The organism is Azonexus caeni (assembly GCF_048146105.1).
In the GTDB taxonomy this organism is placed as follows: Bacteria; Pseudomonadota; Gammaproteobacteria; order Burkholderiales; family Rhodocyclaceae; genus Azonexus; species Azonexus aromaticus_B.
Genome location: NZ_JBKJAD010000011.1, coordinates 1 through 14,563, shown reverse-complemented (window position 1 = coordinate 14,563; position 14,563 = coordinate 1). Strand labels below are relative to the sequence as shown.

At 59.7% G+C, this 14,563-nt stretch carries 11 protein-coding genes and 1 pseudogene; 10 read left to right on the top strand and 2 right to left on the bottom strand.

Features of this window, described 5'->3' with window-relative positions; translation table 11 throughout:
* Nucleotides 1-163: 163 nt before the first annotated feature.
* The 6 genes and pseudogenes from ACLIIZ_RS11810 (at nt 164) to asd (ending at nt 9,645) form a co-directional block, all read left to right on the top strand.
* On the top strand, nt 164-5,119 hold the full coding sequence (locus tag ACLIIZ_RS11810) for an AAA domain-containing protein (protein WP_416692327.1): 4,956 nt from the start codon (nt 164-166) through the stop codon (nt 5,117-5,119).
* A gap of 10 nt (nt 5,120-5,129) precedes the next feature.
* On the top strand, nt 5,130-6,566 hold the full coding sequence (locus ACLIIZ_RS11805; protein WP_416692326.1) for a hypothetical protein: 1,437 nt from the start codon (nt 5,130-5,132) through the stop codon (nt 6,564-6,566).
* A 51-nt stretch (nt 6,567-6,617) separates the two neighbouring features.
* Nucleotides 6,618-6,752 (top strand): annotated as a pseudogene (locus ACLIIZ_RS11800) (transposase); the annotation flags it as partial.
* Nucleotides 6,753-7,085: 333 nt separating this feature from the next.
* Nucleotides 7,086-7,715, top strand: coding sequence for a class I SAM-dependent methyltransferase (locus ACLIIZ_RS11795; protein ID WP_416692325.1), 630 nt, complete (start codon nt 7,086-7,088; stop codon nt 7,713-7,715).
* Nucleotides 7,712-8,713, top strand: coding sequence for an LLM class flavin-dependent oxidoreductase (locus ACLIIZ_RS11790; protein WP_416692324.1), 1,002 nt, complete (start codon nt 7,712-7,714; stop codon nt 8,711-8,713). Before ACLIIZ_RS11795 ends, ACLIIZ_RS11790 begins: the two co-directional genes overlap by 4 nt.
* A 77-nt stretch (nt 8,714-8,790) precedes the next feature.
* A complete protein-coding gene (gene asd, locus ACLIIZ_RS11785; RefSeq protein WP_416692323.1) occupies nt 8,791-9,645 on the top strand; it encodes an archaetidylserine decarboxylase in 855 nt (284 codons plus the stop codon).
* Between the two features lie 18 nt (nt 9,646-9,663).
* Here asd and selD read toward each other — a convergent pair whose 3' ends face one another.
* On the bottom strand, nt 9,664-10,719 hold the full coding sequence (gene selD, locus ACLIIZ_RS11780; RefSeq protein ID WP_416692322.1) for a selenide, water dikinase SelD: 1,056 nt from the start codon (nt 10,717-10,719) through the stop codon (nt 9,664-9,666).
* Nucleotides 10,720-10,781: 62 nt separating this feature from the next.
* Between selD and mnmH the strand changes: the two genes are divergently transcribed.
* From mnmH to ACLIIZ_RS11765, 3 genes are read left to right on the top strand one after another with little or no spacing between them, the layout of a single operon-like run.
* The gene (gene mnmH / locus ACLIIZ_RS11775; protein WP_416692321.1) at nt 10,782-11,885 is read left to right on the top strand and encodes a tRNA 2-selenouridine(34) synthase MnmH; all 1,104 of its coding nucleotides are present in this window, start codon (nt 10,782-10,784) and stop codon (nt 11,883-11,885) included.
* The gene (locus ACLIIZ_RS11770; RefSeq protein ID WP_416692320.1) at nt 11,882-12,181 is read left to right on the top strand and encodes a hypothetical protein; all 300 of its coding nucleotides are present in this window, start codon (nt 11,882-11,884) and stop codon (nt 12,179-12,181) included. The genes mnmH and ACLIIZ_RS11770 overlap by 4 nt, the downstream gene beginning before the upstream one ends.
* A gap of 1 nt (nt 12,182) precedes the next feature.
* Nucleotides 12,183-12,632 (top strand): YaiI/YqxD family protein, encoded by a 450-nt coding sequence (locus tag ACLIIZ_RS11765; protein WP_465221447.1) that lies wholly within the window; start codon nt 12,183-12,185, stop codon nt 12,630-12,632.
* 113 nt (nt 12,633-12,745) lie between these two features.
* Here the strand turns inward: ACLIIZ_RS11765 and ACLIIZ_RS11760 are convergent, their stop codons facing one another.
* Nucleotides 12,746-13,507 carry an RNA methyltransferase gene (locus ACLIIZ_RS11760; RefSeq protein ID WP_416692318.1) on the bottom strand — a complete coding sequence of 254 codons (762 nt, stop codon included), beginning with the start codon at nt 13,505-13,507 and terminating at the stop codon, nt 12,746-12,748.
* Between the two features lie 79 nt (nt 13,508-13,586).
* Between ACLIIZ_RS11760 and ACLIIZ_RS11755 the strand changes: the two genes are divergently transcribed.
* Nucleotides 13,587-14,399 (top strand): inositol monophosphatase family protein, encoded by an 813-nt coding sequence (locus tag ACLIIZ_RS11755; RefSeq protein ID WP_416692316.1) that lies wholly within the window; start codon nt 13,587-13,589, stop codon nt 14,397-14,399.
* The last annotated feature ends 164 nt before the right edge of the window (nt 14,400-14,563 follow it).

Below are 14,563 nucleotides of genomic sequence, written 5' to 3'. Positions count from 1 at the left end.
CGCTTACCGGTCTGTCAGCGGGTAAACGGAAATTTGACGCAAACCAGCTCTGGTAGGCGGACTCCGTGTGATGCCGTGACTGATGTGAGATAGACTTAGTCGTTCGGCATGAGCAGCCAGCCTATCAAGCAGATTCACAGAAAACAAAGACAAAGGAAGCAACTTGGAAATCGAAATTTGGGACGGCGGTCTTCAAGAACAAGAGATTGAGGCAATCAAAAAAATTGGGGCGGCGTTCTCCGATAGCCAGCCTGATGACAAGTCCCATGCAAGAGGCGGCTCACTTCGAGATCAGCTTCAATACAAGCTTGGGCGAAATGGCATGTTCCCTTGGAAAGGATATGCGGGGTTCAGGTTCGTCGATTCCAAGGGCAAGGAGGGTGAGTTTGATTTGGTGATCGTGACTCACTGTAATGTCATCATCGTCGAGCTGAAGGACTGGAATCATGCGCCCATCACTGCAAATGGCGACATTTGGTTCAAAGGCGACAAGAACATGGGGCGGTCGCCAGTCAGCGTCACGAGAACAAAGCAATACACGCTCACTAGCAAGCTGAAAAGGCTTAATCAGAGATTCTCAAACAAGGGATACCCCCCGTTTGTTGAATACTTTGTGGTGATGACGGGGAACGCCGATTTCAGTCAGCTTCCCGAGGTTGAACTTCGTCACACGATGTCCCTGAAGGACTTTCTCAAATTTGCGGACAAAGGGGTGTTCGAAAAACAATTTCGTCCGCACCCCGCTTCAAAGGTTCTAAATCAGGATTTCCAGGTCTTTGATGAACTATTCCTGAGTGGCAATACAGCACCGAAAGCACTAAAAATTGGCGGATACACAGCAGTTGAGGAGATTTTTAGGCATCCGAATGCCGTTTACAAAGAATATTTGGCTAGTTCAGAGATATCGAAGGGTACCGAGGCATTGCTTCGGGTTTGGAATTTCAAAAACCTCGGTGGCAACAAGGCAGTTACTTCGCAGGGTAGGGCTGAAATCGTGTCCCGCGAGCGGGAAGTGTTGCAGTTCATAAACCATCAGAATCGCGACCTGTACAACCACTGTCTTCGCTCATTGACCAGTTTTGAAAAGGATGAGGTTACATCCCAGTACAGCGAGGTATATGAACTGCCGCCTGGACATGTACGGTTCAACGAGTTCGTGGGTAAGTTCGGTCAGTCGTTCAATCAGACCGACCGACTGAACCTCACGAAGCTATTGATTGCGAAGTTTGCTGACCTGCATGGGATCAAGATTGCCCACCGAGACATTGCTGACCATAGTCTGTGGCTGTCGCCGTCTAAGGAAATTGCGCTCTCCAACTTCATCTCCGCTTACCACCAACCAATAGGGACTGTTGGCGATTATCGGAACAGCCTTTCGGTGGGGGCTGTTGAGGTCAAGGAGATGCTGGACGATGCGTCAACAACCCCGTTCCAGAAGGACGTTCATGCCCTGGGGCTTGTGTCTTGGCATCTCCTGACGGCTCAAAGAATGTCTCCGAAGAGCTTGGAGAACATTCAGAACGAGATACTTTCAAGCAGCGAATGGTACGCAGGGGTTCTTCTTGAAGCAGTGACAGGGCAATACACGGATGCTTCGGCATTCTTCGATGCACTGAAGAGAGCAGAACCGCAAGGCGAGGTGATACCGACATTCGATGATTCCGAACTGGAAGCCTATCGTCATCCGATTAACCACACACGGCAGTTCCCCGATCAAGGCGAATTTCTGGTCTCGACCGATGATAAAGAGGTCTATTTCTCGGAAGGCAGGCTGGTTAAAGCTTGGTTGAACGTGGGCGGCAAAGGGGATGATTCAGTAAGCAATTTCCGCGTCCTTGCCTTTTTGAAGCGGCTGGACAAGCTGGCAGCAGTGAATCCCACTTACCTTCCGCGCATTCATGAGTACGGCCTGGCGTCGAGGTCGAGCAGCATGTATTTGGTGACCGACGTCGTTGATGGAACGACGTGGGCTGACGCCACTCTTGATGATGCGGACAAACTAGGGGTGATCGAGAAGTTGACGGATGCCGTCGAGCATCTTCATGGTCTCGGCATTTCGCATGGCGACCTGCACCCTGGCAATGTGATGCTGGGGAGGGAAAATGGGAATGTGTATCTGGTAGATATTCCGGATTTTTCCCACAACACCGCTGAGTCCAAAAATCATCGGTATAGCCCCGAGAATATCGACGGAAGTTCATCCGAACAGCGTGACATCTTTGCTGTGCTCCGTATGTCTTGCGAGTTGCTCGGATTGGAGTGGGGTGAGGGATCCCAAGCCTATCCAAGAATTTCGGAAGTGGTTCAGTCGGAACTGAGCGATCTGGCGTTTGGTTTCAGGGATTTGGGGCGGTTCAAAAAGGCGCTGACGACCGCAGACGAAGTGCAGGAACAGCAATTCGTCGAAATAACACACACCAATGTTAGTCAGCCGATTACGATTTTGCCCGACAACGGGCATCTTTTCGTCAAGGTAGAGGCACCGAAACCTGGCAAGACTGATTACTCGGTGACTTTTTCTGGCATTGGAGGTTCGTTTGTCGCGTTCTACGACAAGGAGCAGCGTTGCTTTGTCGGAGCATTAACCCCTCGGGTCAGATCTGATGTTCATTTCAGGGTGGCGGAAGAGAGCCAATTTGAAATCAGTACGGCAATTCGCATCAAACCAGGACGACCCGCTCAGTTTTCGGGATTGTCGGAGCATCTTCGCGATGATGACGCCTTTCATCGCGCTATCGAGATGCTCCAGATGGTTCCGCCCGAAATTGATGAATCGGGACTAAGCCAGCAACTCAAAGATGTGTTCGATCGGGCTGAAGCCTCCATTGGGGAAGAGCATTCGGAAATCACAGTCGACATTTCGACACAGGCACTTTGGCGAGCAATCCTCGCCACGGAGACTGAGTCAAGCCCGAATATTGAATTGAATGGTGCCACGTTCAAACCATCGGATTCCGAATCCGAACTGATACTGCCTTATGAAGCGGACATTGATCCCTTGGGTACTTTCGCAAGCACGGATGAAGTCGAGGCTCTCCTCATTGACCAGGATGGTGCAGAAAAAGTCATCGGAGAGGTCTTGCTAAAAAAATCAGCGTTGAACGAAGTCCGCCTGAGTAAGTTTAAAAGTTCAGCCTATGGACTTAGCGATGGCGATTCTGTTTTTTTCAGGACCAAACAGGACAGGGCTTCATACCGCAAGCGGAAAGCTGCACTTGAAAGGCTGCTTGACAGGGAAGGGGTATTGCCTGAACTCCTCGATTTGTTCGACCCAGCCTGCAATAAGGAGGCAACCACCTACAACATTGCCGTTACTGACGAGGATTTCGCCAGATACGACCGCGAAGACCAGCACGGGAACAAGATTAGCCTTAACGAGCAGCAGCGTGAGGCTTTCACCAAACTCCTGAACTATGGTCCTCTGTCGCTTTTGCAGGGACCGCCTGGAACAGGAAAGACAGAGTTCATCGCCGCATTCGTCCACTTTCTCGTTGAAAAACTGAACGTGCGAAGAATCCTGCTGGTCAGCCAGTCTCACGAAGCGGTCAATACGGCTGCCGAACGGATACGGAAGCACTGCGGGAGGTTGGGGACTCCGCTGGAGGTCGTCAGATTCAGCAACCGAGAAGGCGCAGTTTCGCATGGCCTGAAAGACGTGTATTCCCATGCCATCACCGCAGAAAAACGCGAGTTGTTCAATGCCGAATACCGCTACCGTGTTGAAGCACTATCGGATGCTCTAGGTCTCGATGCCGAATTCATCGCCAAGGTCGTCGACGCTGAGTTGAAGCTGTTCAAGCAGATTGACCAACTCGAATTTCTCCTCAAGAGCTTCGAAAACGTTGATGACGAGGGAGATATCAAAGCCTTGAAACTGATCGCAGTTGAACTGGACAAAGGCATTCGAAGCAAACTTCACTCGGACTACGGAATCACGCTTTCAAAAGAAAGCTCTGTTTCAGAAGCGAAATCCATCCTGCTCTCAAATATCTGTTCCGAGTATGGAGTCCGTCCAAATGAAGCCAAAAGGGTTCGGGCGTTGGCTCGCATATCCCGTGACATCCAGGACGCTCTGTCGGCTGAGAGGGTCAATATCGACGAGTTTTATGCTCGCTCAAGACAACTGGTAACAGGTACCTGTGTCGGCATTGGGCAAGGACACATCGGTATTCACGACAACATCTATGATTTCGTAATCATTGATGAGGCGGCTCGTTCAATCGCGAGTGAACTGGCGATTGCAATGCAGTCCGCAAAACGGGTTCTTCTGGTCGGCGACCATTTGCAACTGCCTCCCTTGTACTCCGATGCTCACAAGTCTGCCCTGGCTCGCCGACTCGGCATCAACGACAAGCATACCGAGCTTGATGAAGTCCTGCGAAGCGACTTTGCGCGTGCTTTCAATTCGGAATATGGAAAGCAGGCGAGCGCCACGCTGCTGACTCAGTATCGTATGGCTCCTCCCATCGGCAATCTCGTCTCCCATACCTTCTACGACGGCAAGCTTAACAATGGGGATCGGGCAATTCCCGACATCTATGCAACTGCTCCGAGTTTGCTTCGCTCTGCCGTGACATGGCTGGACACATCATCGCTTGGCGAACATGCCAATCATCAGAGCGACCGTGGCGTCAGTATTTACAACCGTTGCGAGGCTGAACAGGTCATCGACCTGCTCAAGCAGATTTCTGAGAGCGGGCAATTCCTGAACGACCTTTCAGACCTCAAAGACAAGGATGATGCGCTGATCGGTGTCATCTGCATGTATGCCGAACAAAAGCGGCTGATTCGCCAGAAGTTCAACCAGGGAATCTGGAGCGACGGGTTCAAGGCATTGGTGAAAATCGATACTGTCGATAGCTACCAGGGCAAGGAGAACCGAATCATCATCTTGAGCCTGACGCGTTCCGATAAACAAAAGAGCCCCGGCTTCTTGCGTACTCCCAATCGAATCAACGTGGCGATGTCCCGAGCCATGGACCGTCTGTTGATCATTGGCAATGCGGAAATGTGGAAGACCCACAACAAGGACAAGCCTCTCGGACAGGTTGTTTCCTACATGAACGATATGGGCGAGGGTGCCGGCTATAAGTTCATGTCCGCGAAGAAGACACGCTAAGGTGACGACATTGGAAAACACGACGATTTATCACGAGATTGACTTCCTGTTGCCAGCGCAACGCTTCAACATCAATTTCTCGTACATCACTGAAAAAGGGCTGCCGTTCGTTCGGGAATTCGTTCTTCGGCTTATCCACCTTGCGCCAATGTCCATGTCGCAGGTAGCAACCTTCTTTGGCTTCTCGCGCAAGGAAGTTCAAGAGGCAATTGATGACCTCGTGGAGCGTGGCGAATTGACTCTGTCTGAAAACGGTCGCCTGACTCTTACGGAGAAATCGAGCAGCTACTTCACTGAACTCGGCGAGGTTCCGCGTTTGTCGCTGCTTCGAGACAGTACGGCTTGCTTGTCTTTTGACCTCGCAACCTTCTCTTGCCTTGGTAAAGACAAATTTTCGGATAAGTGGAAGGCAGGCATTCCAATCAAGGTCGACGACGAGAATGCATCCTGCAGCCAGACTCACGTAAGAAAGCATTTCCAGCGTCAATTCCATGAAATCTTGCAGAAAGGGTTCCTTTCCAAGGCACTGACCCAGGACGACAAGGACTCGCCGAACGTCTACACCGTGAACTCGGTGAACAAGATCAAGCAGATGCCCGTCAGACTGCCGGTTCATTTCAAAGTGGACGAGGATGGGCGAAACGTCGAGCGAGAGGATTTTGAGAACCTGAAAAGTTCAGATTACGTCCATGCGCAAATTTCTCTCGAACTGGATAACCGTGCTCGCCCCAGCAATTTCGGTGAGATTGCAAAAATCATGGTCGAGATCGGGGATGGCGACACGCTGAAACTCTTCGATTCGAAGGGCAGTTCCGTGAGCCTGCAATTCTTCGAAGACTTGGCAAAGCTCGAATCCCACAGCCAAAAGAAGAGAACCACATTTATCGGACCAATCTACTCGTCAGAAAATTGGAAACTGCTCCAGACTCATTTGGCTCCGCTCATCAAGGCAAGGCAGGAAAGCAAGTCTGATGTGGGGCAGACTCCATTTCTTTGGGTCGCTCCCAGCGACCCGTATTGGGGAATGAGCAGCAGTCTGCAAGTCAGGATCAGTCAGATTTTTGATCAGGCGAGTACGAAGGATAAGAAACTCTATTCGCCGACCATCTATTTGCCCGTCGGCGGTCCCGATGATCATAGGACTGCACAACAATGGAAAAGGGAGTTTGAGCCAAACACCAGCAAGGTTCGCGGGCTCATTGAGGGTTTCCTTGGTGGAAGTGTTGAGGTGCTGCATTTCGAAGGGGAATTCGTTGTGGTCGTTTATCACGTCTCGCTGCGCGACTCATACCCCGTCAGCTTCCCCGTCGGATTCATCAGTGCAGAGAAGGACGCGGTCTCTTCCATCGGTCGGATTTTGAAGTCTTACGTTGAGGGGACCTCGGGGTTTGAGCGGCCGAATGACTGCGGGTTAATTTCTAGGATTGGATTGAGGTGCCCCCCGTAATCATTGCCACTGGTAATTTAGTAAAGTCCTTTTTCGAGAAGGAGAATGGACTTGAAGAAGCGGTTTTCAGAAGAGCAGATCGTCGGTCTCTTGCAGCAGGCAGAAGCGGGCGTGCCGATCATGGAACTGTGCCGGCAGCATGGCTTCAGTGACGCCTCGTTCTACAACTGGCGCTCGAAACTGGGACAGTTTTTTTAACCGGAATACCGCCGCGCGAAGAGGAGTTCATGAACGAACGGGGCGAACAGGTGCAAGGCGAGCGCGAGGCTTTCTGAGTCATGCTGATTGGAGTTGCGCGGAATCTGCGCGGTCATATACACCTCCTTGCATTACCGCTTCCACACCACGGAACAAATCTGACAAGCGTTGCAGACAACACAACATAGCGAAGGCACAAACCAAATCCAAGTCATTGACTTTACGCACTTCACGCACATGGCACAGGCTTCGCTTCCGGTGATAGCGAACCCTCCGGCGCCGGTTCCTCAAGTGGCGCCCGCTCATTTTCAGGAGTCCGGCATGCAGGTTTTCGACGCGCGCAGTTATAACGAGAACACGATGAAGGGGCTGTTTCGCAAGATTTATCCGGTGATTGCCGGGCAGATTGTCAGCCGCACGGGGGTGCGGCAGGGGCATTGCATCGATCTTGGGGGCGGGCCGGGGATGCTTGGCATCCGCATTGCGCAGGCCAGCGAGTTGCGCGTGACGGTGGTCGATCCGCAGGCCGAGTGCGTGGCGCTGGCGTTCGAGAACATCGCCGAGCATGGCCTGGGCGAACGGGTCGAGGCGCGCACGGGTTGTGCCGAGCAACTGGATTTCGCCGACGATTCGGTCGATCTGGTGGTCAGCCGGGGAGCGATCTATTTCTGGACCGACCAGGCCGCCGGCCTGCGCGAAATCCATCGCGTCCTGCGCCCCGGCGGCTGGGCCTGGGTCGGTGGCGGTTTCGGCAACCGGGAGCTGCGCGAGGAAATCCTTGCCGCGAAGGCGGCGGATGGCGATTGGAACCGCGCCCGCAAGGAGCGCGGCCAGCGCAACCCGCCCGAGCATTTCGCCCGCCTGCTTGGCGAACTGGAGATTGCCGGTGAGGTGCGTCACGACGACGAAGGAACCTGGATCGTCTTCCGCAAGCCGGCGGTGGCGGCATGAGCGGCTATGCGCTGTTCGCCAACTTCGAGAATCCGTTCGGCGATTCGACGCGGGCGCTGCACGAGTCGGTGGAAACCGTGCTGCATGCCGAGCGTCTGGGTTTCGACGAGGTCTGGCTGACCGAACACCATTTCAACGCGTTCAGCGTCAGCGCCTCGATCTTTGCGCTGCTCGCCCATCTGGCGGCACGTACCGAGCGCATCCGGCTGGGCGCCGGCACCGTGCTGCTGCCGTTTCACGATCCGTTGCGCGTCGCCGAGGACGTCGCCACCGTCGATGCCTTGTCGGGCGGCCGGCTGTTGCTGGGGATCGGTAAGGGCGGGCCGTTTCCCGACCAGTTCCGCCATTTCGGCGTCAGCCACGACGAGAGCCGGGCGCGCATGTTCGAGGGGCTGGACCTGCTGGAGAAGATTTTTGCCGAGACCAACGTCGACCACCACGGCACGCATTACCGTTACGACGATCTGTCGGTCTTTCCCCGGCCGCCGCGCCGGCCGCCGATCTGGCTGGCCAGCCTGGCGGACGACAGTCTGGCGCTCGCCGCGCAACGCGGTTACGGGCTGATGGGGCCGTCGGCGGCGCCGGTGGCGCGGATCAAGGCGCTGCTCGATGCCTTCCGCGCCCTGCGCCCGGAACGCAGCCCGCCCTACGTGCTGGCCCGCTATTTCCTCTGCGATCCCGAGCACGGCAAGGCGCGCGCCACCGCCCTGCCCTTCATCCGCGATTTCGGCGCCAACATGCGCCGGGCGATCCAGCGCATCCCCGCCGCCCAGCCGGTGCAACCTTTCCACCAGCCGGCCACCGCCTACGACGACGCGGCGCTGCTCGACAACGCCATCGTCGGCGACCCGGCCGCCTGCGTCGATCAATGCCTGGCGCTGCGCGAGCAGTTGGGCCCCTGCGTGCTGCTCCTCAAACCCGCCGCTTACGAGCCGGAGGCCAACCGCCGCGCGCTGACGCTGTTTGCCGAGCAGGTGCGGCCGCATCTGCCCGCTTGAACGCAGATTCAGCCCAATATTTGGGCAGCACGCAGCGAGCCCGTATAATCGGCGGTTCTTCATCACAGGTTCGTCATGTGTCCGATCGCCTCGCCGTCCTGCCCCAGTACCTCCTGCCGAAGCTGGCGCTGACCCGATTTGCCGGCCGCCTGGCCAGTGCCGAAGCCGGCAAGGCGACGACCGCGCTGATCCGCCGCTTCATCCAGCGCTACGGCGTCAATATGGACGAGGCGGCCAATCCCGATCCGGCCGCCTACAAGAGCTTCAACGAATTCTTCACCCGGCCGCTGAAAGACGGCGCCCGGCCGCTGGCCGAGGCCGATTTCCTGTGCCCGGTCGACGGCGCGATCAGCCAGTTCGGCGGCATCGAGCGCGACCAGATTTTCCAGGCCAAGGGCCACAATTATTCGACCACCGCGCTGCTCGGCGGCGACCGCGAGCTGGCGGCACAGTTCGAGAACGGCAGTTTCGCGACGCTCTACCTCAGCCCGCGCGATTACCACCGCATCCACATGCCCTGCGCCGGCCGCCTGAGCCGCATGATCCACGTGCCGGGCGCGCTGTTCTCGGTCAATCCGACGACGGCGCGCGGCGTGCCCGGGCTGTTCGCGCGCAACGAGCGCGTCGTCTGCATCTTCGATACCGCCGCCGGCCCGTTCGCGCTGGTGCTGGTTGGCGCCACCATCGTCGGCAGCATGGCGACGGTCTGGCACGGCACGGTCAATCCGCCGCGCCCCGGCGTCGTGCGCGAATGGCGCTACGACGGCGAGACCCTGGTCCGCCTCGACCGGGGCCAGGAAATGGGCCGTTTCCTGCTCGGCTCGACGGTCGTCCTGCTCTTCCCCAAGGGCCGCCTCGCCTTCAACCCGGACTGGGCGCCGACGCGCCCGGTGCGCATGGGCGAAGCGATGGCCAGCGCGCTGACGCCGTAAGCGACGCCCGGGCGGCGCTCAGCCGACGCGCAGGCCGCTGCCCTCGAGCATGCGACCGATCACCATCGCTTCGGCAAACCCCTTTTCCCGGAAACAGGCGAGCACGGCATCGACCGCATCCGCCGCGCAACTGACCAGCAGGCCGCCCGAGGTCTGCGGATCGGTCAGCAGCTTCTGCTGCCAGAGCGGGAAATCGGCCGGCAGCGTCACTTCGCTGCCGTAGCTCTGCCAGTTGCGCGTCGACGCGCCGGTGGCCACGCCGTCGCGTGCGAAGGCGACGGCGCTGGCGAGCAGCGGCAGATCGGCGAAGTTCACTGCGGCGCCGAGCCCGGAGCCGCGACAGATTTCCAGCAAGTGGCCGGCCAGCCCGAAACCGGTGACGTCGGTCAGCGCATGCACGCCGTCGATTTCCGCCAACGCCGGTCCCGGCGTGTTGAGCAGCGTCGTCCAGCGCAGCATCTCGGCGTAGCCGTCGGCCGAAAGCTTGCCTTGCTTGAGCGCCGCCGAGAGGACGCCGATGCCGAGCGGCTTGCCCAGCACCAGCACGTCGCCGGCCTGCGCCGCGGCGTTCTTGCGCACCTTGGCCGGATCGACGATGCCGAGCGCGACCAGGCCGTAGATCGGTTCGACGACGTCGATCGAATGACCGCCGGCGACCGGGATGCCGGCTTCCCGGCAGACGCTGGCGCCACCTTCGATGATGCGGCCGATGACCTCCAGCGGCAGCTTGTCGAGCGGCATGCCGACCAGCGCCAGCGCCAGGATCGGCGTGCCGCCCATGGCATAGACGTCGGACAGCGCGTTGGTCGCGGCGATGCGGCCGAAGTCGTAGGGGTCGTCGACGATGGGCGTGAAGAAGTCGGTGGTGGCGACGATCGCCTGCCGCTCGTTCAACTGATAGACGGCGGCATCGTCGGACGATTCGATGCCGACCAGCAGTTGCGGCGGAATCACGCCGGGGCCGACATGGGCCAGGATCTGGTTGAGCACGGCCGGCGAAATCTTGCAGCCGCAGCCGCCGCCGTGGGCGAAGCTGGTCAGGCGCAAGGCCGGGGTATTGTCTGGGTTTTCCATATTCCGCACCGAGGCTGGTTAAAATGCCGTTTTTTTTCGAACGCCGCGAAGGATAACGGAAGATGTCGCAGGCGCCCACCGCCGGCCAGGAATTTCAGCGCTCCCGCAAGGGTATCGCCACACTCGACGAAGCGGCCGGCTTCGATACCATCATTGACGTCCGCTCGCCGGCCGAGTTCGCCGACGACCACCTGCCGGGCGCGATTTCCTGTCCGGTGCTCGATAACGAACAGCGCGCCGAGATCGGCACCCTGTACAAGCAGGTGTCGCCATTTGCCGCCAAGAAGCTCGGCGCCGCCTATGTTTCGGCCAACATCGCCCGCCACCTGCGCGACCACTTCCTCGATCGCGACCGCAACTGGCGACCGCTGATCGTCTGCTGGCGCGGCGGCATGCGCTCGGGGGCGATGGCCACCGTCTTCCGCTCGGTCGGCTGGGACGCCTGCCAGCTCGAAGGCGGCTACAAGCGTTTCCGCCAGCAAGTGCTTGACGACCTGGAAACCCTGCCCGGCCGCTTCCGCTACGTCGTCCTCGACGGCCCCACCGGCTCGGCCAAGACGCGCGTGCTGCAGGCACTGGCGGCGCGCGGCGCGCAGACGCTCGACCTCGAAGGACTGGCCTGCCACAAAGGCTCGGTGCTCGGCCGCCTGCCCGGCCAGCCGCAACCGTCGCAGAAATGGTTCGAGACGCAAATCTGGGACACGCTGCGCCGTTTCGATCCGGCCCGCCCGCTGTTCATCGAAGCCGAATCGCGCAAGATCGGCAGCCTGCGCCTGCCCGCCGCGCTGTTCGCGGCGATGCAGGCCGGTCCCTGCTGCGACATCGTCGCCGAGCGGGAAACGCGCGTCGCCTACCTGCTGCGCGACTACGACTATTTCACCGCCGACGGCGCGGCGCTCAAGGCCAACCTCGACACCCTCCACCCGCTGCTCGGCGCAGCGCGCATCGCCGGCTGGCACCGGCAGATCAATGACGGCGATTTTGCCGGCCTCACCGATTCGCTGCTCGAACACCATTACGATCCGCTCTATGCGCGCGCCCGTGCCCGCGACTACGGCGCCGCGACGCACCAGCCACTGCCCGCCGCCAGCCTCGACGCCGCCGGCATTGACGAGCTCGCCGCCTGCCTCCTCGCTGCCCACGAACCGGAGACCACCACGGCATGAAACCCGTTCAGCTCGCCATGCGCGGCCTCAGCCTCGCCATCCTGTTCACCGTACTCGGCTGGATTGCCTGGACGACGACGCCGGTACCGCTACTGATTGCGCTCGGCATCGGCGCCGCCCTCTTCTCGCTGCGCGTCGGCGAAGCCGGGCAGGCGCGCTACGGCCGCCGCGTACCGGTCACCGAGATGCTGCCGCTCGGCCGCCAGGGCGACCGCCAGATGCTCTACGGCGGACTGGCCGGCTACCTGATGATCGCCTGCTTCGCGCTCGCAGCCTGGTGGGCCTTCCATGGCTGACATCCAGATCTGGGTCGATGCCGACGCCTGCCCCGGCGTGATCAAGGAAATCATTTTCCGCGCTGCCGAGCGCCGGCAGATCCGCACCACGCTGGTCGCCAACCAGATGCTGCGCACGCCGCCGTCGAAATTCATCCGCGCCATCCAGGTCGCCCATGGTTTCGACGTTGCGGACGCGCACATCGTCAGCCAGGTGGCGCCCGGCGATCTCGTCATCACTGCCGACATCCCGCTCGCCGCATTGGTCATCGAACGCGGCGCGCAGGCACTCAATCCGCGTGGCGAGTTGTACACCACGGCGACCATCCGCGAACGCCTGAACATGCGCGACTTCATGGAAGGCCTGCGCGCCGCCGGCATCGAAACCGGCGGCCCGGCGGCCTTCAGCCAGGCCGACCGGCAGGCCTTCGCCAACCAGCTCGACCGCTTTCTGGCGAAGATTCCGGGTTGAGCGCCGCGGCCCGCCCGCGTTGACGGACGGAAAACTGGCGCCAGTTTCACGGCAGGCACAGCCCGTTGCGTCAAATGTCAGCGGACGCTTCCTCGACCGTCCGCCACGCCGGCTCAGTCCTTGCGCCCGTGCCCGGTAGGCTTCTGCGTCGCCGACAGGATGCCGCGCAGGATGTTGACTTCGTCCTTCTCCAGCCCGGCGCGGCCGAACAGGCGGCGCAGCTTGGGCAGCAGGCGGCCGGGCTGCTGCGGGTTGAAGAAACCGCTGGTGGTCATCACCGCTTCCAGGTGGCCGTAAAAGCCTTCGACCTCGTCGTGCGTTGCCGGCGGTGAAGCGAACGGCGTCGCCCCGTCGCCGGCCAGCGGCGCGGCGCCGGCAAAGGCGGCCATGCGGCATTCGTAGCAAAGGAGCTGGACAGCGGCGCCGAGGTTGAGCGAACTGAATTCCGGGTTGGTCGGGATGGTCACCGCCGCCTGGCATTGCAGGACTTCTTCGTTGGCCAGGCCGGAGGTCTCGTTGCCGAAGACCAGCGCCACCTCACCTTCGGCCGCCGCGGCGAGCAGGCGGGCGACGGTCTCGCGCGGCGTGCCGACCGGCGGCCCGAGATCGCGCCGGCGCGCCGACAGCGCTACGGCCAGCACCGTCCCCTGCAGGGCTTCGGCAAGGGTCTCGGTGACCTTTGCCCGTTCGAGCAGGTCGACGGCGCCGGTCGCCCGGGTGTCGGCTTCCGGGTCGGGAAACTGTTTTGGCGTCACCAGGCGCAGGTCGGACAGGCCCATTGTCTTCATCGCCCGCGCTGCGGCGCCGATGTTGCCCGGGTGGCTGGGACGACAGAGCACGATGCGGATACGTGAGAGCAGGACTTCCGGTTTCATGGTGTAAAATTCGCGCTTTCCTAAAATCTGAATCGGACGGCCGACGAGACGCGGACCGCCCGATCGCTCTTTCAAAGCCATGCATCCAGCCATCAATATCGCCGTCAAGGCCGCGCGTCGCGCCGGCCAGATCATCAACCGCGCTTCCAACGACCTTGATTCGCTCAAGGTTGCCAGCAAGCAACCGAACGATTTCGTCACCGAAGTCGACAAGGCCGCCGAAGCCGCGATCATCGAAACCCTGGTGGATGCCTATCCGGCGTACGGGATTCTAGCAGAGGAGTCCGGCGTCTCCCCGGCCAAGGCAGGCGGCGACAGCGAATACCAGTGGATCATCGATCCGCTCGACGGCACCACCAACTTCATCCACGGCCTGCCGCAATACGCGATCTCGATCGCGCTGGCGCGCGGCAATGTGCTGGAACACGCGGTCGTCTTCGACCCCAACCGCAACGAACTGTTCACCGCCTCCAAGGGCGGCGGCGCCTTCCTCAACGACCGCCGCATCCGCGTCTCCAAGCGCATCCGCCTCGGCGAAGCGCTGATCGGCACCGGCTTCCCCTACCGCGAATTCGACAAGATCGACCTCTACCTGTCCATCTTCAAGGAGCTGGCGCAGAAGACCGCCGGCCAGCGCCGCCCCGGCGCCGCTTCGCTCGACCTCGCCTACGTCGCCTGCGGCCGTTACGACGGCTTCTGGGAATTCGGCCTGGCGCCGTGGGACATGGCGGCCGGCGCCCTGCTGATTGCCGAAGCCGGCGGCCTGGTCAGCGACCTGCGCGGCGAAGCCAACTACCTGGAAACTGGCAATATCGTCGCCGGCACGCCCAAGGTCTTCCTGCCGCTGCTCAAGCTGATCGAGGAAAAGCTGCCGGAATCGGTGCGCGGCTGAGTCCCCGCCGACATCCCCGAAAAAGCGCCCGCCGGGCGTAATGCCGTTCAGTTAATGTCTTTCTTCAGGTAACGAACGGTGTAGCGTTTTGGCAGGGCTTTGACGATACGGGGGCATTGACGCCCCCGTCGTTTTTCCACGATGGCGTATTGAAGCTGGGTTCG

Bases quoted from the DNA above. Each gene is read 5' to 3' on its own strand.
- ACLIIZ_RS11795 (WP_416692325.1), top strand. From the start codon at position 7,086: ATGCAGGTTTTCGACGCGCGCAGTTATAACGAGAACACGATGAAGGGG.
- ACLIIZ_RS11790 (WP_416692324.1), top strand. From the start codon at position 7,712: ATGAGCGGCTATGCGCTGTTCGCCAACTTCGAGAATCCGTTCGGCGAT.
- selD (WP_416692322.1), bottom strand. From the start codon at position 10,719: ATGGAAAACCCAGACAATACCCCGGCCTTGCGCCTGACCAGCTTCGCC.
- mnmH (WP_416692321.1), top strand. From the start codon at position 10,782: ATGTCGCAGGCGCCCACCGCCGGCCAGGAATTTCAGCGCTCCCGCAAG.
- ACLIIZ_RS11770 (WP_416692320.1), top strand. From the start codon at position 11,882: ATGAAACCCGTTCAGCTCGCCATGCGCGGCCTCAGCCTCGCCATCCTG.
- ACLIIZ_RS11760 (WP_416692318.1), bottom strand. From the start codon at position 13,507: ATGAAACCGGAAGTCCTGCTCTCACGTATCCGCATCGTGCTCTGTCGT.
- ACLIIZ_RS11755 (WP_416692316.1), top strand. From the start codon at position 13,587: ATGCATCCAGCCATCAATATCGCCGTCAAGGCCGCGCGTCGCGCCGGC.